14 protein-coding genes are annotated in these 25571 nt (G+C 51.6%); 7 read left to right on the top strand and 7 right to left on the bottom strand.

The annotated features are described in order from the left end of the window. Positions 1–98: 98 nt before the first annotated feature. The 5 genes from LX87_RS16915 to gyrB all read right to left on the bottom strand — a co-directional run bounded on the left by LX87_RS16915 (position 99) and on the right by gyrB (position 8093). Positions 99–1259, bottom strand: a complete 1161-nt coding sequence (locus LX87_RS16915) for an efflux RND transporter periplasmic adaptor subunit (protein ID WP_111629452.1) — start codon at positions 1257–1259, stop codon at positions 99–101. A 138-nt stretch (positions 1260–1397) separates the two neighbouring features. Beyond that, positions 1398–1742 carry a hypothetical protein gene (locus LX87_RS16910; protein ID WP_111629451.1) on the bottom strand — a complete coding sequence of 115 codons (345 nt, stop codon included), beginning with the start codon at positions 1740–1742 and terminating at the stop codon, positions 1398–1400. 380 nt (positions 1743–2122) lie between these two features. Beyond that, positions 2123–3364 (bottom strand): NupC/NupG family nucleoside CNT transporter, encoded by a 1242-nt coding sequence (locus LX87_RS16905; protein WP_111629450.1) that lies wholly within the window; start codon positions 3362–3364, stop codon positions 2123–2125. Between the two features lie 261 nt (positions 3365–3625). After that, positions 3626–5818 carry a polyphosphate kinase 1 gene (ppk1, locus tag LX87_RS16900; protein ID WP_229310701.1) on the bottom strand — a complete coding sequence of 731 codons (2193 nt, stop codon included), beginning with the start codon at positions 5816–5818 and terminating at the stop codon, positions 3626–3628. A gap of 277 nt (positions 5819–6095) precedes the next feature. Next, positions 6096–8093 carry a DNA topoisomerase (ATP-hydrolyzing) subunit B gene (gene gyrB / locus LX87_RS16895; RefSeq protein WP_111629448.1) on the bottom strand — a complete coding sequence of 666 codons (1998 nt, stop codon included), beginning with the start codon at positions 8091–8093 and terminating at the stop codon, positions 6096–6098. A gap of 352 nt (positions 8094–8445) precedes the next feature. On the opposite strand from gyrB, the gene LX87_RS16890 reads away from it, so the two are divergent. The 7 genes from LX87_RS16890 to LX87_RS16860 all read left to right on the top strand — a co-directional run bounded on the left by LX87_RS16890 (position 8446) and on the right by LX87_RS16860 (position 21344). Further along, entirely contained in the window at positions 8446–9066 is a 621-nt protein-coding gene (locus LX87_RS16890) for an LEA/WHy family protein (protein WP_111629447.1), read from the top strand. 618 nt (positions 9067–9684) lie between these two features. Continuing rightward, entirely contained in the window at positions 9685–12849 is a 3165-nt protein-coding gene (locus LX87_RS16885) for a SusC/RagA family TonB-linked outer membrane protein (RefSeq protein WP_111629446.1), read from the top strand. A gap of 36 nt (positions 12850–12885) precedes the next feature. Beyond that, positions 12886–14505 (top strand): RagB/SusD family nutrient uptake outer membrane protein, encoded by a 1620-nt coding sequence (locus tag LX87_RS16880; RefSeq protein ID WP_111629445.1) that lies wholly within the window; start codon positions 12886–12888, stop codon positions 14503–14505. A 176-nt stretch (positions 14506–14681) separates the two neighbouring features. After that, positions 14682–15260 (top strand): RNA polymerase sigma-70 factor, encoded by a 579-nt coding sequence (locus LX87_RS16875; protein WP_170139381.1) that lies wholly within the window; start codon positions 14682–14684, stop codon positions 15258–15260. Positions 15261–15439: 179 nt separating this feature from the next. After that, the gene (locus tag LX87_RS16870; protein WP_111629443.1) at positions 15440–16420 is read left to right on the top strand and encodes a FecR family protein; all 981 of its coding nucleotides are present in this window, start codon (positions 15440–15442) and stop codon (positions 16418–16420) included. A gap of 53 nt (positions 16421–16473) precedes the next feature. After that, positions 16474–19713 (top strand): SusC/RagA family TonB-linked outer membrane protein, encoded by a 3240-nt coding sequence (locus tag LX87_RS16865; RefSeq protein WP_111629442.1) that lies wholly within the window; start codon positions 16474–16476, stop codon positions 19711–19713. A gap of 20 nt (positions 19714–19733) precedes the next feature. Beyond that, positions 19734–21344 carry a RagB/SusD family nutrient uptake outer membrane protein gene (locus LX87_RS16860; RefSeq protein ID WP_111629441.1) on the top strand — a complete coding sequence of 537 codons (1611 nt, stop codon included), beginning with the start codon at positions 19734–19736 and terminating at the stop codon, positions 21342–21344. A gap of 90 nt (positions 21345–21434) precedes the next feature. Here LX87_RS16860 and LX87_RS16855 read toward each other — a convergent pair whose 3' ends face one another. Further along, entirely contained in the window at positions 21435–22238 is an 804-nt protein-coding gene (locus LX87_RS16855) for a LytR/AlgR family response regulator transcription factor (protein ID WP_111629440.1), read from the bottom strand. 20 nt (positions 22239–22258) lie between these two features. Continuing rightward, positions 22259–25390, bottom strand: coding sequence for a sensor histidine kinase (locus tag LX87_RS16850; protein ID WP_170139380.1), 3132 nt, complete (start codon positions 25388–25390; stop codon positions 22259–22261). Positions 25391–25571: the final 181 nt, after the last annotated feature.

Raw genomic sequence — 25571 nt, 5'->3', positions numbered from 1 at the left:
TAGTAAGCCTACATAATACGAGACCAACCCTTCAGATCGCTGCCGCGCCGAAAGGTTGCTTCGTATGGTAGAATGGATTAGTAGATGAATAGGCTACCTTAATTGGTAACCCCCTGCATATCCGGTTGTCCGGGAATAAGCGTTAGCAGACTGTCGCTCGACATTTCCTGGGGAACAATTTGCATCCCTTCCCGGATGTTCTGGATGCCTTCGTAGACTACCTTTTCGCCCGGTTCGAGCCCTGACTTGACGAGGTAAAACTGCGCCAGACGGCTCTGGGGCACAAAGCTGCGCATCTTCACTTTATTAGCCGCATCGACTACATAGACGTAGTTCTTATCCTGAATTTCGAAGACGGCTTTTTGCGGAACCAGCACGGCGTTATCCACTTCGTTTTTCAGGCGGATTTTTCCCGTAGCACCGTGTTTGAGAACCTTGTTGGGATTCGGAAAGCGGGCGCGGAAAGCAATCGTACCGGAACCATCGTCAAACACACTTTCCATGGTTTCGATTTTTCCCGGTTGCCCGTACGGCGTGTTGTCGGCCAGCAGCAGATCTACTTCCTGGCCAGCCTGGTTAGGCCGCGTTTTGGCTTTCTTGATGTATTCGAGGTATTCTTTTTCCGAAACGTGGAAGTAAGCGTAAACCTCCCGAATATCCGAAACCGTCGTGAGCAGAGAGCCTTCTTCGATCAGACTACCCATTTTAAACGGAATCCGGTTAATCACCCCGTCGAATGGCGCCCGAACGCTGGCCTGCGATAACCGCAGGGAAGCATTCTGTTCAGCCGACTGGGCTTCTTCAATAGCGGCTCTGGCACCTTCCAGCTTCGATTTCGCCAGTTCCAGTTCGGAGGGTGAAATTACTTTTTTATCGACCAGCAGCTTCACCCGACCCAGTTCAACTTCGGCGGTTTTGGCTTCAGCCATCGCACTTTTCAGGTTGGCTTTAGCCCTGGCCAGTTCAGACTGATATTCAGCCTGATGAATTTGGAACAGCAACTGCCCTTTGGTAACCTGCTGTCCTTCATCAACATATATTTTATCGAGATAGCCCCCAATGCGGGCCCGCAGTTCTACATTCCGAACGGCTTCGACGTTGCTGGCATACTCCCGTTGTAGCGTCGTCGACTGCCGGGTTACTTCAAAAATAGGTAAGGTCAGCTTCTCAGCTTCGCCTTTTTCCTCAGTTGTTTCTGACGAACAACCGAACATCAAGCTACTGATAGCCAAGGCACTTACAATGATGTATCCTTTCATGGTTGTGTATGATTTCCTGTTAAGCGTATTAGGTATAGTCATGACGCAGCACATCCGGCTGGATGTCTGCCCTGTAAATTCAATGTAGGATTGTAACCGGGTTGTAGGATATAACCATTTCGCCGAAGCGAAGCGCTTTTATTGCTGGGGTGGAGGTGACGTTATCTCCAGGACGTGCGAAAACACACGAAGAAAAGAGAGCCTTATCGGCCTTGTAATCAGATGCCAGCTTGCTGGCTGTAGTGAAAATGAGAAAAGCGGGGCAGAAAAATAGTCGTGTTCAATGTTAAGGACGTCAGAATCCTTATCGGATTCATCCTGTTCCGGGCAGGCATCAAAAATGCCCAGCCACTCCTCCAGAACCAGCTCACCGATACTCTCAATTTTGTTGACGGATAAGTCTGCTTTGCTAGCACCATGAAGCCTTCTGGGCGAATAGTGCTCAGGCACATCAACACTGATGTTGATGATATGCAGCGCCATTAGCCAGCAGAATAAGCGGTGCAGAAAGAAGCTTTTTCTCCGTTTACTCATTTGAAATTGTATCCTTTATATTTCAAAATTAAGCACATATATCGGAAATATGCAAATTCCATTCCAGGAATAGGCTATATTTATAATTATATGCTGGTTTTTCTCCGATCATTACAATTTCGTGCTGAACTAAAAACTTTTCATCCACCGCGCTAGATCGGTCAGCAGCAGGGCGAAATTTTGAATTAGACTTGATTAGTATGCCTATACTAAAACAACGTATAGGAGCGAAAAGAGTTCAGTATAAATGAATTAAGGTCCAATCACAGCGCTAAATGGGAGTCAGTTGATTCAAACTCCGCTTAGCGCTGTGATGGATTATACCCGATTTATAGCAGCAGACCGGCCAGAGTGGCCGACATATAGGACGCTAATGTTCCGCAAATCAGCGCCTTGAAACCTAATTTAGCCAGATCACTCCGGCGAGAAGGCACCAGTTCACCAATACCGCCAACCTGAATGGCGATGGAAGAAAAATTGGCAAAACCGCAGAGGGCAAAGCTGGTGATGGCAATGGTTTTAGGATCAAGCGTCTGCTTGATTTTTACCAATTCAAGGTAGGCGACAAACTCATTGACCACCATCTTAGTTCCCATCAGCGCACCAGCGGATTGAATGTCCTGACTCGGTACGCCCATCGCCCACGCAAAAATGGAAAAAACGTTGCCCAGCATAAAGTTCAGGCTTAAGTTCGGAAAACCGAAGATGTAAAAACCAATCCAGAATAAGAGGCTATCGATCAGGGCGATCAGCGCAATGAAACCGATCAGCATGGCCACCACGTTAAAGCCCACTTTCAGTCCTTCACTGGCACCGGCCGCAATGGCATCCAGCAGGTTGGCATAAGGCTTCTTGATCTCCAGTTTAACGGTTCCCTGGGTTTCGGACACTTCCGTTTCGGGGAACACAATCTTGCTGATAACCAGCGCGCCCGGAGCCGCCATCAAACTGGCCGCCAGCAGGTAAGGCGCCGGAACACCCAACGAAATATAAACCGCCATCACCCCGCCCGCGATGCAGGCAAAACTGCCCGTCATTGAAGCCAGCAATTCCGAATTGGTCATGGTTTTCAGATACGGCTTGATCATGATCTGCGCTTCGACCTGGCCAACAAATGTGCTTGACACGTTTGATAAAGCCTCCGCTCCACTCACCCCCATCAACCATTTCATAAACCGGGCCAGCACCGCGACCACGCGCTGCATGATGCCCAGATGGTAGAAAATATTGACCAGAACCGCCACGAAGATAATCGTCGGAATGACCTGAAAGAAGAAGATAAAGCCGTTTTCGGGACCGAAAGCCCGCGTGAGAGCCTCCCGATTGACCAAGGGTGCAAACACAAATTCGGCGCCCTTGACCGACTTTTGCAGCAGCCGGTCGACCCACTGACCCAATGTCTGGAAAACGTGCTGCCCAATGTCTGTTTTCAGAATGAATACAGCCAGCCCAAACTGAAGCGACAGCCCTACTCCTACGGTTCGATAATTAATTGCCTTGCGGTTATTTGACATGGCATACGCAATGCCCAAAATCAGAACAATGCCAATTAGTCCGGTAAAACGGCTCATTCGGTAAGCTAGTTAATTGAAGTGTACGGTATTTTACAAAAAACCTGTGAAGATACGAAGGTTTGGCCGGTACCGAATTGGAAATTTCATGTTTTTCTGCTCTGTTACAGTACTTAACTGGCAGCCATACCCGATCCTTCACCCTCTGATCCCTACAACAGACTGAAAGCAGATTTGATTTTTAAATGCCATTCCGATGATCAAAATCTGGCTGGAATCCGGCTGTCATCAAAAAAGCCGCTCAGAAGCGGCCTTTTTGATTTACTCATGTATTTCTTCGGCAGGCTCAGACTGTCCTTCCGGCGGCTCAGACTCCATCGGTTTCTCGTCAACGAATAACCTGGCCTGCATCACTTCTTTCTGCGTCACTTCAAAAAACTTCTTATGAATATTGAAGGGCTCCTCAATGCCTTCTTCCACGCAACATTTAGTATAGGAGCCATCTTCCTGAAGTTCATACGCGTTGATGTTATCACGCAGGTTATAATCCAGAATTTGAATGGCCTGCTGTTTCACGCGTTTGTCAACCAGCAAAAACAGGGATTCGATTCGCCGGTCAAAGCTGCGCACCATGACATCGGCGCTACCGCCGTAAATTTTAGGCTCGTTGTTGTTGTGAAAATAAAACAACCGGGTATGCTCCAGAAAATCGCCAACAATGGATCGGACGGTAATGTTATCGCTTAAACCGGGCCGATGGGGCCTCAGGCAGCAGATACCGCGCACGATGAGTCGAATGGGCACACCTGCCTGCGATGCTTTATACAATTCGTCGATTACTGCCTGGTCCTCCAGCGAGTTAATTTTGATGCAGATACCGCTGGGTATACCCTGTCTGGCATTTTCGGCTTCGTTTTGAATCAGCTTAATGAGCTGTTTCCGCATATCGCGCGGAGCCGTGATCAAATACTCATAATCATTGGGCCGCGAGTGACCGGTTATTACGTTGAAGAATTCCGAAATATCATGTGTATAAACCTCATCGGTGGTCAGTAAACCAATATCCGTATAAAGTTTGGACGTTTCCTCGTTGTAATTACCGCTCGACAGGTGGGCATACCGAACCACTTTCTGCCCTTCGCTCCGAACCACCAGCAGCAGTTTCGTATGCGTTTTAAAACTACTGATGCCGTAAATGACAAAACAACCGGCTTTCTGGAGCCGCTGGGCCTCTCGGATGTTGTTTTCTTCGTCAAACCGGGCTTTTACTTCAAACAGAACCGAAACGTGTTTGCCGTTTTCGGCGGCTTTCAGCAGGGCTTCCGTCACCCGTGAACGTTTGGCCAACCGGTAGATGGTCAGTTTAATAGCCAGCACGTGCGGATCTTCGGCGGCTCGTTCCAGCAACGAAATGACCGGTTCGAAGTTGTTGTAAGGATGATGCAACAGAATGTCGCGCTCCTTCATCATTTCAAAAATATCGGTATTCTTTTCCCGATGGATTCCCAAAGCCGGAACCGGTGCGGGGGGCGTGGTTAATTCGTCGCGGAACTCCGGATTGCGTACAATCTGCCAGAGGCTCGTGTAATCGATCAGCAGGTGGTTTTCAAACAGGTTGTAATCGTCAATCTCCCACTTTTTTTTGAGCAGATTGACCATCCATTCCGAGGCATCGGGTTCAATTTCCACGCGAACCACGCGGCCCAGGCGACGGTTTTTGATTTTCTGCTTGATTTCGTCAATGAAGTCGGTTTCCAGATCGTCACTTTCTTCCAGCGTAAAATCCCCGTTGCGCGTAATCCGCAGCAGATTTACCGCCACAATGTCAACGTTGCGATACAGCTTCTTAATTTCCTGCCGTACAATTTCTTCAATAGGCAGAAAACAGGTTTCGTCCTTCCGCTCAAACTGCATAAAGCGGGGCAGATTGGCCGGAATCTGAACAAACGATAACCGCTGGTGCTCGTCGTCACCGGCCTTGACCGGGCGATTGGGGTCCTGGGTCACCACGCAGAAGATCAATACTTTCGCCAGCAGGACCGGAAAGGTATGCGTGTAGTCATAAACCATCGGCGTCAGCATGGGATAGATCGTACGGTCAAAATAATCGACCGCTTTCTCCTGCTCTTCTTCCGTCAGCTCATCCAGGCCGACAAATCGAAAATCGATCTCCTGGAACGACGCTTTCAATTCTCCGAATACCGCCAGTTGCTCTTTGCTGAATTGCTGGGCTGCCGTCATCAGGGCTTTTCGAAACGGGATTTCCCGTAACCCTGAATAGTCAATGCGTTCCTTTCCGTAGTCGAGATAATTATACAGGCTGCCGATTCGGATGGTAAAAAACTCATCCAGATTCGAAGCCGTGATAGCCAGAAATTTCAGCCGGTCGAGCAGGCGCCGTTCGGGGTTACGGGCCTGATCTAGTACACGCGCATTGAATTTCAGCCAGCTGAGGTCGCGGCTGATGTAATTACTCTGGCCGATTACGTTCGCCAGCTTTTCGTTTATTTTCATGGCTTTACCGTCTTCTGAATCCGCCGGTAAAGTTACTTTACGTCCCGAAAAAAACGAGAAGATACCCCCGAAAGAGCCCTTACGGTCTATATTATCTTTTTCTGAAGGATTTTTACCAATCATAGGTTGGGTGGACTGTTTGTATTCGATAACGTACAATTATAAAACTTCGTACGAAATTTTTAGTTTTTGCCTCTGCTCACCACTTATACACTCAAATAAGTCCGCGTTTCAAAAATCTACCCTAAAAAAAAAGCGGGCTGTCAGCCCGCTTTTTCTATATATCCACTTTCGCATATTTGGCGTTTCGTTCGATGAACTCCCGCCGGGGGGCCACTTCATCACCCATCAGGGTCGAAAAGACGTGGTCGGCTTCGGCGGCTGACTCGATGGTCACCCGTTTAAGGCTCCGTTTGTCGGGGTCCATTGTTGTGCTCCACAACTGTTCGGGGTTCATCTCACCCAGACCTTTGTAGCGTTGCACTCCTACGTTCTCCTCCCGGCCCGATCCAGCCAGTTCCCGAACGGCGGCTTCGCGTTGCGGCTCTGTCCAGCAATACCGTTCTTCCTTCCCTTTCTTTACCAGATACAAAGGCGGCAGAGCGATGTAGACAAAACCGTTCTCAATCAGCGTCCGCATGTGCCGGAAGAACAGGGTCAGAATCAGCGTCCGGATGTGACTACCGTCAACGTCGGCATCGGTCATGATAATAACCTTATGATACCGCAGCCGTTCCAGATTCATCACGGTTTCGCCGTTAACGCGTTCAAAACGGACCCCGAGTGCCGTAATGATGTTCTTAATCTCGTCGTTTTCGTAAATCTTGTGCTCCAGCGCCTTTTCGACATTCAGGATTTTACCCCGCAACGGCAGAATAGCCTGGAACGCCCGGTTTCGTCCCTGCTTGGCGGAACCACCGGCGGAATCCCCTTCCACGAGGTAGATTTCGCAGTTTTCGGGGTTGGTATCCGAGCAGTCGGCCAGTTTGCCGGGCAGCCCCATACCGCTCATGAAGTCCTTGCGGTCGGTCATGATGCGTTTGTAGGCCAGATCGGCAGCAATCCGGGCCTGGGCCGAAATCAACACCTTGCGAATGATCGACTGGGCTTCTTTCGGGTGTTCTTCCAGCCACATTTCAAGCATTTCAGCCACGGTTGAGCTAACAGCCCCCACCACGTCGCTGTTTCCCAGCTTCGTCTTGGTCTGGCCTTCAAACTGCGGCTCGGCTACTTTCACCGAAATTACGGCGGTTAGCCCCTTGCGGAAGTCACTGCCGTCAAAGGTTACTTTACCGGCGTTTTTCCCCAATACCTGCGCATTACGCTCGGCATAAGCCTTCAGAATCCGGGTCAGTGCCGTGCGGAAACCCTGCACGTGCGTACCGCCTTCAATCGTGTTGATGTTGTTGACGTACGAGGAAATATTTTCGCCTGCTTCAAGGTTATACACCATCGCGACTTGAACGGGCGTTGAGCCGGTTTCCCGTTCCATGTAGATCGGCTGCATCCCTTCCAGCGACGGGCGGTTTTCGTCGAGGTATTTCACAAATTCGATCAAGCCACCCTGCGAATAAAACTCTGTTTTGAGCGGTTCGCCCTGCTCGTTGGTATCGCGCAGGTCCGTCAGGGTAATCCGGATTCCTTTATTGAGGAAGGCCAGTTCGCGCAGACGACTGGCCACCGTATCGTATTTGTAAACGGTTTCGGTGAAAATGGACTCATCGGGCTTAAAGCGCACGATGGTACCGGTATCGCTGGCGGTGCCGATTTCCCGAACATTGTACAACGGATGACCGATGCTGTACTCCTGTTCGAATACTTTGCCTTCGCGGTGTACTTCCACCCGCAACGACGTCGACAGAGCATTTACGCAGGAAACGCCCACACCGTGCAGACCACCCGAAACTTTATAAGTATCTTTATCAAATTTACCACCGGCGTGCAGGACCGTCATAACCACTTCCAGGGCCGACTTGCCGGTTTTGTGCATTCCCGTCGGAATTCCCCGTCCGTTATCGCGTACGGTGATAGAATTGTCTTCGTTAATCGTTACGTGGATGGTGTCGCAATAGCCAGCCAAGGCTTCGTCAATCGAGTTATCGACTACCTCCCAGATCAGGTGGTGTAATCCCTTGACTCCCACATCACCAATGTACATAGCCGGTCGTTTCCGGACGGCTTCAAGCCCTTCCAGAACCTGGATGTTGCTAGCTCCATAATCGCCTTGTACGTGACCTTCTGGTGTGATGTCGGTTTCAATTAATTCGTTTGTCATAGAATGCAACCAGTATACTTCCGTTTTCCGGAATTGTTATAGGAAAGACGTTTAAAAAGACGTTTTCAGATAGTAAAAATACAAAATTTTCGGGCCATTTCCTAACCCGAACCAGCTTTACGTATAAATATATCACCAAAACAATGGACCACAAAATTTTATGCACTGAAAAACGCCCGAAATAGCGGGGAATGTGTTTTTTCGCCGGACGAAACGGCAACCCGGTTGCCAAAGAGCAGCCAAAACCACAACCTGTTTACGCCAGAAGCTGGATGAATCTATTTTTTTCCAAACTAAACCAATCACTTTTTCGTCTATCTAACGTCAGTACAACCTAATCGAATAACAAGGAATGAAAAAACTCGTCTTTTTTGTGGCTATTTCGGCTTTTGCGCTGCTTTTTAACCAGTGTACCGTCAACCGGCAGCTCTCGCAGGCGAAAGCCCTGGGCGACTGTAAATTCAACATCGCATCGGCCGACAGCGTTTACCTGTCCGGAATTGATATCCGTAAGCTGAGAAATATGGAAGATCTGAACCCGATGCGGTATCCGCAAATTGCCGCCGGTTTGCTGTCCAAAAGCATTCCGCTGAGCGCCCGGCTCAATATCGACATCACCAATCCGACCAATAAAGTAGCCGCCATCAACCAGCTGGAGTATAAAATTCAACTGGCAGATCAGGAACTCTTCAACGGCTTTATCAACCAGCGCATCGAAGTAGCACCGGGGGGCGGTAGCACGCGTGTCCCGATTAAACTGAATGCCAATGCCTATCAGTTGCTCACGGACGACAAAACGCGGTCGGCCTTTACGGATCTGGTTCGGAACATGAGTGGCACCAACAACACCAAACCGTCGGTTCTGACCATCAAAATCAAACCTACGCTGGCGCTGGGCAACAAAAAAATTGACTATCCCGGTTATATCACCATCAATCAGGAGGTGACCAACAAAATTCTGACCGGACAGTAAAAATACAACCAAAACCCGCTAAACCGGAACCTGACTTCCGACTGTAGGGTGGATTAATCAATGGAGTAGCCATTTGCTGCGCCGTCGGTTAATCCACCCTATTTATTTGCCCGCTCCCCATGCCGAACCTCTAAAAATAGCCGCTCGTTGCGTTAAAAAATGCGCCCTCCCCGACCCGATAGTAGCATTACCACTTCCGTTAAATACTATCTCAGTATAATCATATAAGTGATAGAGTAGGAGATTGGAATAAGCTACTTTGTCAGTACAAAAAGAAGATTACCAACCTAACCCCGAAAGTGGTGCGGGCACTTGCAAAGGTTTCCTTTACAAACTTCGCTCCCGGAAAGATCATGAAAGCGCCCTTCACTTGATGAGTCACAACTCGCTGCTTACTAACTCGCTACAGCACCAACCGCCTTTGAAATTACCGTTTTGAAGGCATTGCTGCGTCAGTCTCGTTGGGCGAAAGACCGTCTTATCCAAACGGTACCACAAGCCTTGGTCTGTTGATACACTTACGTATATTTTTTCAATTCAAACAACCTGTCAATACACCTTGACCCGCAGGAAAACTGCGCATTCTAACACGTATAAACCTTTACCTGATGTTCTCGTATGAAAAGTAATGTTTCCTATTTCAGTTGGCTGCCCAGGCTACTGAAAACCTCCGTTGTGCCCCTGTTTATCGTGGTCACGGCCCCTATTCTGGCTGAAGCAAACGGTTTAGGTAAACCCGAACGGCGCCTGGTCGTTGCGGCCGAACAGCCGATCTCCGGCAAGGTAACCGACGAAAAAGGCGAAGGCTTACCCGGGGTAAGTATCGCCGTAAAAGGTACGACCCGTGGAACCACCACCGACGCCAACGGCGAGTATAAACTGGTGGTTCCGGATGAAAAAGCCGTGCTGGTTATCAGCTTTGTGGGCTACCAGCGGCAGGAAATTACCGTTGGCAATCGGTCGGTTGTCAACATTCCGCTGGCGGTTGACGACAAAAGTCTGGAAGAAGTGGTTGTGGTCGGCTACGGTGTGCAGAAAAAAGTCAACCTGACCGGTGCCGTTTCGACGGTTGAATCAAAGGCCCTCGAAAACCGCCCTTCTCCTAACCTGGCGAATGGCCTTCAGGGCGTCACACCCGGTTTGATCATCACCCGCCAGAATGGTCAGCCCGGTCGCGATAATATTGCCATCCAGATCCGGGGCGCGACCTCGGCCAACGGAAACGTGAACCCCCTGGTGCTGCTCGACGGGGTGAGTGTGCCCATCTCGACCATGCAAACCATGAATCCCAACGATGTGGAAAGCATCAGCGTACTGAAAGATGCCGCGGCTGCCGCCATCTACGGCGCTCAGGCGGCTGGTGGGGTTATTCTGATTACGACCAAGAAAGGCAAAGCCGGAAAAGTAACGTTTGATTACCTGGCCCAACAGGGGATTGACTGGGGCATCAACATTCCGGGCCGGATGTCGCTGCTGGAAGAAGCCGAATTTTCCAACCTGGCCCGCGTCAATTCGGGAAGTGCACCGGAGTATACGGATTTTGAAATGGAGAACATCCGTAACGGGGTTCCCTACGCCATCAATCCGGCCGATACCAGCACATACCTGTACTTCAACCAGGAGCCGATTGCCAACAGCGTTCTGCGCAAATATACCTCCATGTCGACCCACAACATCACGGCGCGGGGCGGTACGGACAAGCTGAACTTCCTGGTTTCGGGCGGTTATTACAACAAGCAGGGCGTTTTTAAGGTCGGCCCCGACAACTACAAACGGTATAACCTGCGGGTGAATCTAGGCTCTCAGTTGACCAGACACCTTTCGCTGGACAGCCGGTTGTCGTACTCGAATGAGCGGACCAAGAGCCCCGCTGCCGACGCGAACAACAGTGGCCTGATGTATCAGGTATACCGTTTCCGCACCCGGAACCCCATGTTTACGCCCGAAGGCCGGTACAACTCAGCGAACAACACCTACGCTTCTCTGGCCGAAGGAGGTTACAACAACTACGCGCGCAACTTCTTCGACGGTGTTTTTACCCTGACGGCGGCTAATTTCGTCAAGGGGCTGCAACTGCGGGCGGTGGCCGGAACGCAATACCGCCGGGGTGATCGCCAGCTTTTCTACCGCACCGTTCCCCTGTGGGCTAAATCGAAGGTGGCGGGTTACGTCAACCAGATTAATTCCTATCAGCTTGACAACGAGTTAACCAAGAATACGAACCTGCAATTCCTGGCCAACTACGACTTCAAAGTAGGCGAGAATCATAATTTCGGCCTGTTTGCAGGCTATCAGTGGGAAAATTACCGGGAAGACAACGCCTGGTCGAGGGCTACCAACCTGGTGAGCAACGATCTTCCGACGCTGAACCTGGGCGACGATAAAACCAAGACCAACGGCCAGACCATCCGGACGTACGCGTTTCAGTCGATATTTGGGCGGTTTAATTACAATTACGCCGATAAGTACCTGTTTGAGGCCACCATCCGGCTCGATGAAAGTTCCAAGCTGGCACCCGGTATGCGGCAGAAAGTTTTCCCGGCAGCTTCGGTGGGCTGGAATGTACACCGGGAGTCGTGGTTTGGCGACGCCGTGCCGTTTGTGTCTGAGCTGAAACTGCGCGGATCGTGGGGCCGTCTGGGGGGCGCCCTGGGCGATGCCATCGGTTATTACGATTACCTCAGCCAGTTGAGCCGGGGCAACAACCTGATTCTGGGCGACTCCCGGACGTCCTACATTTACCAGGGTTCCATTCCATCGGCGGCCCTGTCGTGGGAAACCATCGAAACGACCAACGGCGGTCTGGATCTCGGCTTTTTCCAGAACCGGCTCCAGTTCAGTGGCGATTACTACGTGAAGTTTAACCGCAACATGCTGACGGCCCAGCAACTGCCGGCCACCATCGGCATTGGTACGCCCCGCAAGAACATTGGCGAACTGAAATCATGGGGTTGGGAAACGGAAATCCGCTACCGCGACCGCATTGGCAAGGAGTTTACGTATTCACTGGCAGTCAACGTGTCCGATAATAACAACCGACTCGTTAGCTTCTCGAACCGCAACGTGGTAAGCACCGGAACGAATGGGCTGATCGAAGGTTATCCGCTCAATACCATCTGGGGGTACCAGACCACGGGTTATTTCACATCGCCCGATGAAGTTAAAAACTGGGCTTTCCAGGACAACCGGACCGACGTGGGAGACGTCAAGTATGTGGATCAGAACGGCGATGGCCGCCTGAGCGTGGGCAAGGGAACCGTAGCCGATCACGGCGACCTGATTTTTCTGGGTACGACCAACCCGCGCTACCTGTTCGGCATCACGCTGGGGGCGCAGTGGAGAGGCTTCGATTTTACGGCGTTCTTCCAGGGTGTGGGCAAGCGCAGTTACCGCTCAACTGCCGAATCCGTTGCTCCGTTGCTGGTGACCTGGAAACAGCCGCTGGCCATCCACCGCGATTACTGGACCCCCGAAAATCAGGATGCGCTGTACCCGCGGCCCTTTACCGGTGGTACACACAATTACCTGGCCTCCGACAAATGGACGCTGAACGCCAGCTATATGCGGTTAAAGAACCTGCAAATCGGCTATACGTTGCCGGCCACCCTGACGCAGCGAATCAACGTTTCCCGGGCACGGTTTTTCTTCTCCGGTCAGGATATCCTGACTATTTCGGGGCTGGGCCCCTTCCAGGGCTATTTTGATCCGGAAACCCGGGACGGTGTCGAAAACGACTATCCGTTTTTTGCCACGGCTTCCATTGGCCTGAACGTATCTTTTTAACAGTTGATTAGCAACAAATCTTAAATCGATTTATCAATGAAAGTGCTTATAAAAAACAGCTTTGCTACGTTGGCGCTCCTGGCGTGTCTGACGGCCTGCGAAGTGGACCGATTGCCCGAAACTAACATTTCGGACGAAACCTTCTGGCGATCTGAATCCGACATCAAACTCGCCAACAACTACCTGTATACGTTTTTACCGGGCTTTAATACCGAAGATAACTGGTCGGACGACGCCTTTGGGCTGGCCGCCAATAACATTAGTGACGGCTCGCGGCTGGCTCCGGCTACGGCAACGAATGATTACAACAATGTCTACAACTTAATCCGGGCGGCCAACAACACCCTGGAAAAAGCGCCCCGGGCCGCTGGTGCGGTCAGTCCGGCTGTGATGGACCGCTACCTGGCCGAAGCCCGTTTCTTCCGGGCCTGGGGGTATTATTCGCTGGTGCAGAAATATGGCACGGTGCCTCTGATTCTTAAAACTCTGACCGAAGACTCTCCCGAACTGACCCAGCCTGCCGCCAGCCGGGACGAAATCTTTAAACAGATGTACGAGGATTTGGATTTTGCAATTGCCAAACTGCCAACTCCCACGGCTCTGGGAAACGCCGATTACGGACGGATTTCGAACACGGCGGCCCTGGCGTTTAAGGCGCGGGTGGCGCTGTTTGAAGGAACCCGGGCCAAATACCACAAATACGGCGACCCAAACACCCACCTGACGCTGGCCGTTAATGCCGCAAAAGCCGTAATGGATAGCAAGGAACACGATCTGTTCGGCAATTATTTTGACCTGTTTCAACTGGCTGGCGAAGGGCGGCAAAACCGCGAGAACATCATCGTGCGGCAATACGGCGTATCGAACACGGATCGGGTATCTACCCACAACTATTACCGGGGCAGCCTGGAAACGGGCAACATGAACCCCACGAAAAGTCTGGCGGATTCCTACCTGATGAAAGACGGTTTGCCGGTTTCGAAATCGCCCCTGTACAAAGCGCCGGTGAAATCGGTGGACGTTTTTACCGACCGCGATACCCGCATGAGTGCAACCTTTATGAAGGCTGGTGATCCGTACATGACCACCAAACCCATTTTTGATATCGCCAACCTGGTGTTCAACAAAACCGGTTTTACGTTCCGGAAATACGCCAACATCGACGACTGGAATACGCAGGCATCGACCACCGACCGGGCGCTGCTGCGGTATGCCGAAGTGCTGCTGACGTATGCCGAAGCCAAATACGAACTGGACGGTGCCATCAGCGATGCGGACCTGGACCTGACCATCAACCGGCTGCGGGCCAGAGGTGGCGTAGCCAAACTGACCAACGCCTTGGCCGCGGCCAACGGCCTGAACCTGCGCGACGAAATCCGCCGGGAGCGCCGGGTCGAACTGGCACAGGAAGGCTTCCGGTATTGGGATCTGATCCGCTGGAAAACCGCCGAGACCGAACTGGTTAAACCCGTACTGGGCAACTACTTCTTTAAATCGGAGTATGTCTCATCCACGGTAAACCTGACGCCGGATAATTACATCATTGTGCAGGCTGCCAACTTCCGGAAGTTTGATCCCGCCAAGGATTATCTCTGGCCGTTGCCCGTTAATGAACTGGCGCTGAATCCAGCGCTGCAACAAAACCCGGGTTGGTAATTACCCTATCCTAAAAACTGGAAACGGCGGTGGCTCGTCCGATTGGACAGCCATCGCCGTTTTAATTGGAAAGAACGAAATTAATATATCTAGGCAGGCTTTTATTCACAAAGATATGTTTCAAAAAAAAGCGCCAATTTTTATATTTCGACATCTTTTTAAACAAACCAACCTCCGTGATCAAGCCAATAGGAAATAAAGAAGTATTGGATTTGAAAGAAGGCTGTAAGGTCACCTTTGAGCAAATCTTTCATGATTACTTCCCCCGATTGGTCAACTTCGCTTATTCCTACATTTCAGATTGGGAAGAAGCCCGCAATATTGCACAGGAGGTTTTGCTTACGCTCTGGCGTAAACGCGAAGAGCTGGACGATCATAGCAATATCAACGGGTATCTTCTAACCCTGACCCGTAATCAATGCCTGAATTACCTCAAAAGTTTTCATCATAAAGTGCGCCGGTCGGCTGAACTGGAGTTGAATCAGCAGGCACTTCAGCACATTGACGAAAACTGGCTGACGTTCCAGGAATTGGAGGATGCCATCCAGGCGGCTATTGATTCGCTCCCGGCCCAATGCCGTCAGGTGTTCAGGATGAGTCGTTTTCAACATCTTTCGCACAGAGAAATTGCCGACCAGCTGAATATCTCCCAGAAAACCGTTGAAAACCATATTGGAAAGGCCCTATCCGTCCTGCGGCATAAATTAAAACCGTATATGGGCATGGTGATTCTTCTACTTGAACAGGAATTATAAACCCTTGCGGTTTATTTTATAAGACATTTATTTTCAACAAGATCCCCTACACACCTCCTTATTTAGCCCTCTGATCTTGTTGGTACTTCATTTTTAAATATAAAAAATCGATTATTTTTTATTACTCCAACTAGGGGTTCGTGCCGGTTGCATTGTTTTTACGTACAAATCGGCACGCTATGAACGCTACACAAATTGCCAGATATCTGGCCCGTGAACTCTCCGAAGACGAGGCCCAGACACTCCTGCGCTGGGTGGAAGAATCGCCCGACAATAAACGCCTGTTTATCCAGATCAAAAATGCCTGGTCAATGGCCAGCATGGATAAGGTAGACGCGACCGATGTGGAGTACACCCGGCAGCGTTGGCAGCTCGTTAAACGGCAACTGGATCAGCAAACCATCCGACCGCTGGAGACTACCCCCTGGCGCTGGCTGCGGGTGGCGGCTGCCGTTTTGTTGGTGACCGGACTGGCCTTTCTGGCGTATTTTAATCAAAACCGTTTGCAGCCGGAAATCAGCTACCAAATCGTAGAAACTCCAGCCGGAAAACGCAGTCGGATTGTGCTGCCGGATCAGTCGGTTGTGTGGCTCAATGCCCGCTCGAAACTCCGCTATCCAACCCGGTTTGACTCCCGGAAGCGGGAAGTAAAACTGGAAGGGGAAGCCTTCTTTGAGGTTCAATCGTCGCCCGATAAACCGTTTTTTGTACAGACCGACCGCACCACCGTACGGGTTACGGGCACGGCATTCAATGTGTATGCCTATCCATCTGAAAGCGAACAGCGGGTTATTCTGGTGCGCGGGCAGGTCGCCGTTTCTCATGCGGGGAGCCGTCATTTCTCCATTCTCAAGCCGGGTTTTTCGGCCACCGTCCGGAAAACGAGCGATCCCATTGTCATCCAGGCCGTCGATGCTACGGAACATACCGGCTGGACGACGGGTAAGCTCGAATTCAAACACCTGGCCTTTGAAGACATCGCCCGGCGGCTCGAACGTACATTCAATATCCACATCATTTTTTCCAATCCGAAATACCGACAGGAAACGTTTAGCGGAAGTTTCGACGAGAACGAACCGCTTGAAGAGATTTTACAGGTCATTCAGGCCAGCAGTGATTTTGAGTATTCCATCCGGAAGGATACCCTCCTGATTCGCTAGCGTAAACATCCGATCGAATTTTCGCAACAACTCCATTTCTAACTCAACTTTTTATGAACCACAAGTACATGACCGACTCCGGTAGAAGTAGCCTGCGTATTATACAAAAGCTACTGTTTGTCACCTTGTTGACGATGCAGGCTGGTTTTGCACAAGCTAAATCCGACCCGGTTCGCGAACTGATCCGACGAAAACCCGAGCAGATGCTGCTGCGCGACTTTATCAAACTGATCGAACAAACGACGGAATACCGTTTTTTCTTTAGCGATAAAGAAATTGATGTCAATCAGTCTGTTACGGTTCAGAGTAGAACCGGAGAAGTGTTGTCCCTGCTGGATCAAACCCTTAAGAAATCGGCCTTTACCTACAGGCTTGTTCACAACCATATCATTTTAAAGCCAAGAAAACCTACTGCCGTTACGGTAGTGGCCAAAACCTCCGCCCTTGATACCGTCAGGATTCGGGGGCGGGTGCTGGATCAGAAAGAACCGCCGGGACCGCTACCCGGTGTTACGGTTATTGTCAAAGGAACCACGCAGGGTGTAACAACCGACGTTGATGGCTTTTTTGACATGGGAGTAAAAGCCGGTGATTTACTGGTTTTCTCGTATGTTGGCTTTACAACCAAGGAATACACCGTAACGGGCCGGGAACGCAACCTGACGATTTCGCTGGAGGAAAATGTTAACGCCCTGAACGAGATTGTCGTTACGGGTTTTTCGGAGCAGAAAGTAAAATACCTGGCGAGTTCGGTCAGCACGGTTGATTTGTCCAACGTCAACAACAAACCGATCACCCAGTTGTCGCAGGCCTTGCAGGGCGGAACCACCGGTATCAACGTGGCCCAGGGATCCGGTTTACCGGGCGGGGATGCCGCTTCGATCAAAATTCGGGGAATTGGCTCGCTGCTGGGCTCGTCGCCCCTGGTGCTGGTGGATGGCGTGCCCTTCGACATGAACAAGCTCGACCCCAACACAATCGAGACGATTTCCATTCTGAAAGATGCAGCAGCGGCTTCGGTTTACGGCGCCCGGGCCGGAAATGGCGTTATTCTGATAACGACCAAACGGGGCGTTGCGGGAAAAGTCGATGTGCAGTACAACGGTTTTTACGGTATTCAGACGCCTATATCCACCCCTGATTTTGTCGACGCTCCCACGTATATGCGCATGGTCAACGAAGCCCGGCGCAATACGGGGGGCGACCCGACTTACTCGGAGGAAGTGATTACCAATACCGCCAGCGGCACCGATCCCAACCGGAATCCAAACACCAACTGGGGCAAGTTATTGCTTAAACAGCAGTCGCCCCTGCAACAGCACGCCCTGCTGGTATCGGGCGGAAACAGCACGGCCCGTTTTTCATTGTCGGCCAATTACCTCAAACAGGACGGTTTGGTGACTAATTCGGGGTTTAACCGGGCCACCGTCCGGGCCAACACCAGCGTCGATTTGCGGAAGGACATTGTAGTGTTTATGGATTTGTTTGCTTCACGCGATGCGCAGATGGAGCCGTATGCGTACGGCGGGAATACCTCCCGCCTGCTGAACTGGATTTTTACGGCGCCCCCCAACATCATGGCCAAATTTCCGGAAAAGCCCGAACGGCCCGGCTACTCGTACTACGGAACGTACGGCGAAAGCTGGAACCCGTTGGCGCAGGTCGAGAAGGGAGGAATTACGCAGCGGATTCGGGATGAGGTGCTGATCAACCTCCGCCCTAAATGGGATATCAACCGGGACCTGACTCTGAAGGGCCAGTTCAGTTACCGGGTGTCGTCCGGTGCGGACAAAACCGACCGGGAAGCCTTCGTCTTTTTCGATTATTTCACAAACGACAAAGCCGGTTGGGATTACGGAACCATCAAATCGGCCGGACCAACTAACCGTTCGAGCTACTACTACGCGGGTGGCAACCTGGATTACACCAAAAACTTCGGCAATCACCGGCTGAACGTGTTGGGCGGTTATTCGCAGGAAATGAACAATGCCGATGCCTGGCAGGAAATCAACCTTATTTCTTTTTTCGGGAAAGCCTATTACAGTTACAACGACCGGTATCTGGTGGAGTTGGGGATGCGCCGGGATGGCTCGTCGCTGTTTGCGCCAAACCGCAAATGGGGCAACTTCCCTTCGATGGCCGTGGGCTGGAACGTGAGCAATGAAGCCTTTTTGAAGGACCTGCCGGCATTAAGTCAATTTAAGATCAGGGGTTCATACGGAAAGCTCGGTAATAACGCGATTGCCCCTTACCGGTACCAATCGACCATCAACACCGGAAATGGTACGGAAAACTCCATTGGCAACCCCAACATCACCTGGGAAAAAGTGGGTATTATCGACATTGGTGGGGACCTCAGCCTGTTCGACCGGCAACTGGATGTCACCTTTGACTGGTACAGCAAACGAACGGACGACCTGATTCTGAGTCCGCAACCGACGCTCACCTCCGCCCTCCTGACCGGCCCGCTGAACATTGGCAGCGTAAAAAACACGGGTTGGGAGTTGAAAGTGGGGTATACCAAAACCGTCGCAAAGGACATCAGTTTCAGCATCAATCTGGGCTACTCCCGCAACCGCTCCGAGTGGCTGAAGCTATCGCAGGAAACGCCGATCATCAACGGAAATAATATCTGGGCCAAAGGCCAGGCCATAACCGAATACTACGGTTTCCGCAGTATGGGCCTGATTCAGCAGGGTGATATTGATAAGGGCATTCCCATTTTTTCGGGCCAGCAAACGGGCGACATTCGTTACGAGGATGTCAATAAGGATGGTGTTATCAATAACGACGACCGGGTGCTGCTGGGTCCGACGGATCCGCTGGCAAATTATTTTGGAAACCTTTCGTTTAAAATCAAAAACTTCGATTTTGAGGCCCTTCTGACCGGGGTTGGCAATGTAGCGGCTTTTTATACCGGACGCATCGCCCTGCCGCTGAACGTTTCCGGCGAGGGTGGCACACCCCTGACCTGGCACCTGGATTACTGGACTCCCGAAAATACCGGTGCCCGCTTTCCGCGTCTGATGCCCGCGCCCGGTAATAACGGCCTGCTTTCCGATTTCTGGCAGGTGAACGGTGCCTTTGCCCGCGTGAAATACATCCAATTAGGATACACGATTCCGGCAACCGCCACAAGCCGTATTGGGGTCAAGACTGCCCGGATTTATTTCAACGCCCAAAACCCGCTGACCTTCACCCAGATGAAAATCATTGATCCGGAAACCAAAGGGGATCAGGGCACTCACCCGCTTTTCAAAATCTATTCGCTGGGGCTGAACATCCGGTTTTAAACCTTAACCTAAAACTGACTATGAAAACCAATATCCGTATTTTTGTTGCTGTAGTCTTCCTGTTTATGGGAACGGGTTGTCAGGATTTTCTGGAGCGTGATAACCCCACCGCCACGACGGATGACAAGTGGTGGAACCTGGAAACGGATCTGAGAAACGCCCTGGAAAGAGTGTATGAGGGCGTTCCTACGGGTGTCATCATCTACAACGGTTTTTACTCCAATGCCCGGGTCCACCTGTCGGGCGCTTCCGACGAGTCGGTTTTCCGCGCCAACTACACCGATTTTGAAGTATTTACGCTCGGGACAGCAACCAGTTCTTCGGGCATTCCGCTGGCCCATTATCAGAATCGGTACAATTCGATCCGGAACGCCTGTCGTTTTCTGGAAAACTATCAGAAGGCTTATGTGCAGGACCCCAGTCTGAAGGAACGGTATGCCGCCGAAGCCCGGGCGTTGCGCGCCTGGTATCACTTTGAATTGTTCACGCTGTTTGGCCCCATTGCCATCGTCGATCATGCCTTAACACCCGCCGAGCAGTACGTGGGGCGAAACTCGCAGGACGAGGTGGTGGCGTTTATCATTTCCGAACTGGACAAGGCTGCGGAAGTCTTACCCGCGCGGTATCCCGATAGCGATATGTACCGGATGAGCAAAGGAGTGTGTTACGCCATCCAGACCAATCTGTATATGTTTATCGGCGATTATAAAAATGCCGCCGTTACGGCAAAAAAAGTCATTGACCTCAATGTGTACGAGCTTTATCAGAGCGCTGACCCGGCTATCAACAGCTATGCCGCGCTGTTTAGCTACGCCGGTCTGGTCAATAAAGAACGGGTTTTCTTTTTTCGCAGTGGTCAAAGACAGGCCTTTCTGCGTCTGGCCCCCAAGAGCTTCGGAGGTGCTAACGCAACTACCAGCCCAACCCTGGCCATCGTGAACACCTACGAAACCAAGCAAGGGAAAACATTGCAGGAACTGGGACCGGATAGTCTGGCGATCTACACGAAAAACCCGAATCACAACAACAACCGGGACCCGCGCTTTACGGCTTCCATTCTGACACCCGGCGAAACGTTTCTTAACCGGAAAATGGACCCCTTCAGTACAACCAGTATCGATTTGATTGGTCAGACCCAGTCAACCCAAACCGGGTTCTGGATTAAAAAATGGCTGGATGCGCGGGATATCAGCAATCAGGAAAACGGATCGCTTGATTTTTTTGTGATTCGTTACGCGGAGGTCCTGCTGAATTACGTGGAAGCGCTGATAGAAACCGGCGACTGGCAAAACCCGGATGTGCTTCGTTATCTGAACCAGATTCGGAAAAGAGCCGGTATGCCGAACGTTGATACCAAAGTGTATAACTCTCAGGCTAAAATGCGGGAATTCATCCGGCGCGAACGGCAGGTTGAACTCGCTTTTGAAGGACAACGGTTTTACGACATCCGCCGGTGGAAAATTGGGGAACAAGTGCTGAACGGTACGGTATACGGGGCCGTCGATCCCGCAACCGGAAAACCGGTGGCGGTCGAACAGCGAAAGTTTAATCCGCAGCGCGATTATCTGTGGCCCATTCCACTGGCCGAAATTAACGCCAATCCGAAAATGACCCAGAATCCAAACTGGTAATCAAACCCCTGCACGACTAAAGGCATATAACGGTTGAAGTATGCCTTTAGTCGTGCTTCCCGACAGGCTCTTTACAAAGCCGTCGTATACTTACAAATAACTTTCCTCGACCTTCCAGACGTTGCTGGCATAAATGAGCAGTTCGCGGATGCGGTTGCCGAGAACAAGACGGCACTTGGGCCGGGCGCCTTTTTCGAGGTAGCTGATGGCTCCTTTATTCAGAATGTGGCTTTTACCGATCCGGATAAAGTGATCTGCCGGCAGCAGTTTTTCGAGCGAATCCAGCGTCAGGTTTGGAACGTTCAAATGCTCCTGTCTGGAGCAATATACGTTGATCTGTTTATTGGCCGATTCGCAGTACATGATGTCGGCCACCTCGATGCGATGCAGCGCAACCGAATTCTGAAACGTCAGAAACCGTGGACCCGACAGGGCTGCCGACTCCGGATTCTGGCTGAATACCTTTTCCAACTGCGCCGTCAGTTCGATCTCATGCTCTTTGTCGGCCCGCCATTTGTTGTAGAACAGCCGGAATTTTTCTTTCAGAATCAGCGGGTCGATGGGTTTCACCACAAAGTCCGAGTGCAGGTGCGGGGCGGCTTTCTGCACGGCGGTCAGAGCATCGTCCGGGTACCCCGACACGAAAATAACACCGTAAAACTGCTGTTGTAGCGTCAGTTCATCCAGCAGTTCAAATCCGCTTCGGATAGGCATCTTGATGTCCAGAAAGATCAGGTCCGGTTTCTGTTCCGTAATCAGGTCCAGCCCTTCGGTTACATTGCTGGCTTCGCCGACCACACTTACTTCCGGCAACGAGGTCAGCATACTACGCAGGGTACGCCGAACCGGAAGCTCATCGTCAATAATGACTGATTTTACAATTAATGGATTCATAAAGCAGGGATCAAAAGAAATTAAGAATCGACCGTGACCTCCTCCGGCGGCAACACCGGGTACAGTGGAATGTGGGCTTCCTGCCGTACGCCCGAAATGCCGGCTTTAGGATTGGTCAGGTCGATGATCTGCTGGGAGCTTTTCACTTCATTAAACTGATTCAACTGGTCAAAAACCGCCTGATTGATGTCCAGCCCACGGCCCGTACTCCGACGCCGGTATTGCCGGGCTTTCTCCAGCCCCACCCCGTCGTCCTCTACCTGGATCTTTAAATACTCGTCGGACTGACAAACCCGTATGCTGACGGTTCCACCCTGGGGCTTGTGTTCCAGACCGTGTTTAATGGCGTTCGAAACGTAACCCTGAATCAGCATTTTCGGTAGGTTTGTGTCCATCGGAAGCCCTTCCAAGACCTCCACCGTAAACCGGATTCGGTCGCCAAAACGCAGCCGTTCCAGGTCGAGGTAATTCTGAACAAACTCCAGTTCTTCGCGCAGCGTCCAGAAAACCCGGCTTTTACTCATCAACTGATTCCGGAAAATCGAACCGAATTTTGCCAGGTAACTCACCACCGTATCCGGGTCGGCTTCGTAGGTAATCGACTGAATGGCCGTCAGAAAATTGGCGACAAAATGCGGATCAATCTGGTTGGTAATGGCCTTTACCTCCAGCAACGCCCGCGCCCGGCTGGCTTCGGCCAGTTTTCGCCGGATTTCGGACTCCTGCTTCTCGCGATTAGCCGCTTCCACTTCCAGTTGCGACATCCGGCGTTGAATCTGGAGCCGGTTTAACCGCCGTTGGGCCGCTAGCCGCACCTGCCGCAAACGCCAGTAGAATACCGCCCCGACAACCGCCAGAATCACCAGCGTCCGGAACCACCACGTAGCGTACCAGGGCGGGGCTATCCGAAACTCCTGCACAAGCGGGCGCGTGTTCCATAAGCCTTCCGCCCGTAAGACCTGAATGGTCAGCCGATAGGAACCGTCGGTCAGATTTTGCAGGGTAAAAAAGTTTTCCCGGACAGGCTCCGACCATTCCGGAGTGGTTGGGTTACCATCCAGGCGTTCCAGCCGGTATTGGTAGGACGTACTTGCCAGCAACCCCGCCGGGCCGGGCTCCAGCAGCCGAACTTCCAGGTCATTCTGGCTGGATTCAAAAGAAATGGCACCCCTGGCAGGTTTGACAACCTGTCCGGAACGCATATCCCGAAACGCCTGGATACCGGTTGGCACGGGTTTTAACAACTGAAAAAGCCGTCTTTCGGAAATCATCATCATACGGTCGCGCGTGGCTACCCACAACCGTCCGCGTGAGTCAAGCAGAATGCCGTTGAAAATGCACTGGCTGCCCCGAAACCCGTTTTCCCGGTCGAAATAAGCCACCCACTCTTCGCCGGTTTCGTAAAACCTTTCCATATCGAACACATAGAGTCCTTCCAGTGTGCCTACCATCAGAAACCGGCCCAGCGGTCGGCAGTAGGTGATGGTGCGCTGAATGAAGGCGGGGGCAATGTGCCGGTATTTCTTATAATCATAGAACCAGAGTCCGTCACCCGATGCCAGCCATAGGTTACCGCGTTTATCGCGCTTTACTTCGGCCAGAACTCGCGTCGGCAGCTTCCCGTTTTGTTGGGTCAACGGTTCAAAAGAACGGCTCCGGCCATCCCACAACAAGGACTTATCCAGACCACAAATCCAGAATCGTCCAAGCGCATCGGTTTCCATATTTCCGTACAGGTCGGGCGGCAACCGGATGATAGTCGTCAGAGCCAGGGTTTGGCGGTTATAAATAAACAAATTGTAGCTCGAAACGATCAGATACCGATTCCGCCGAACGTCATCATAGAAGCCCAGCGCCAGCGTGGCGGTATCAGAACCGGGCAAAAGCCGGTATTGCCCCCCATCGAATCGGTAGACGCCTTTGCGGGGTTCGGCCACCAGCAGCAGGTTTCCGTCGGCATCCATCCAGCTCGTCGGGTGAAAATGGTCCGCAGGCAACGATTTTCGATACGTCCGGTCCCGCACGACGCCGTAGGCACCCAGACGGCTTAGGCCCTGCCCCCAGGATGCAAACCAGATTTCGCCGTTTCGGTCTTCCCCAATGTTGTTGGTTTCTTCCTGCCAGCCTTCCGATTCATCGAAATACTGCCAGCCGCTCATCTTGATCTGCACCAGCCCGTCGTGTGACGTACCCGCCCACAAATCGCCCCGCCGGTCGAACAGCAGGCGGTTGACCGCTGAAGAACTGATGTGTGAATTGGTGACGGTTTTTCCATCAAACCAGCACAAATCCCGATCACCCGCTGCTTTCTGAAAAGCCAGTTCACCATTCAGACCGATGGCGCAAACCGCTAATTCCGAAGCCGGTACCGGAACATCGTACACCTTACTGACCGTTTGACCTTCAATTCGATAGACGGTAGCTCCGGCCATCGCATAGAACCGTCCCGCCGGATCAGCCAGAAGCTGGTCCAGCGGGAGTTGATCCACAATCAGCGTCAACTTCCTGTTTTTCAGTTCCCATAACCGCCCTTCCTCCGTCAAAAACAGAATACGTCGATTGGGCCAGTCGGTCAGGATACCCCGGAAGCGTTGTTCCGGGTTGGTAAAATACCGTTTGGTCACGTCCCCCATCCGGTCGTTCTCCCAGCTGTAAAGCCGTTGACCGACACTGCCCTGACTGGTCCGGGCTGAAAACCAGAGGTTATTTTCATGATCGGCGGTCATAAAAACGACTTGCTGCACCGGTTCTTTCCGCCCGTAGTTCACCGAAAACTCCTTTACATTCAGACCCGTAGACGTAATGTTGTTCATTCGAAACAGCCGGTTACCTGCGCAGGCCCAAACCGTTCCGTCGGGGGAGTCGGTAATGTTATCACCTCCGTCGGGCAGCTCCGGTATCTGGCGTTGGTTGATAATCGGCACGACCCCGTTGAAGAAGTTGAGTCCAAAGTAGGTTCCAATCCAGATCCGACCGACCCGATCCTGATGCAACCCCGATACATGGACGTAGGAAAGACCGTCGTAGACCCCATAATTTCGGTCGGAAAACTGTTGCGCCACTCCCATTCCGGCCCGGCAGCACAGAATCAGACCGATCAGCAGTCGGAAGAGATGCGGGTTACCTGACCAAATGAATACCTGGGGTGACATATTGATTATCAAGGCGCGGGATGATACAGTTAAGTTACAAAGGATCGGCTGTATCGCAACGTCACCCATATGCTGAACCGATAAAAAGCGCTTTTGAGCAGCCATAAACGACCGATCACCTGCTGTAATTTTTAGAAACAAAAAGCCGTACGTCACCGCACGGCTTTGGTATCTGTTGGTG

The sequence above is a fragment of the Larkinella arboricola genome (assembly GCF_003259745.1).
Classification (GTDB): domain Bacteria; phylum Bacteroidota; class Bacteroidia; order Cytophagales; family Spirosomataceae; genus Larkinella; species Larkinella arboricola.
This window is presented reverse-complemented; position numbering and strand designations above follow the sequence as displayed.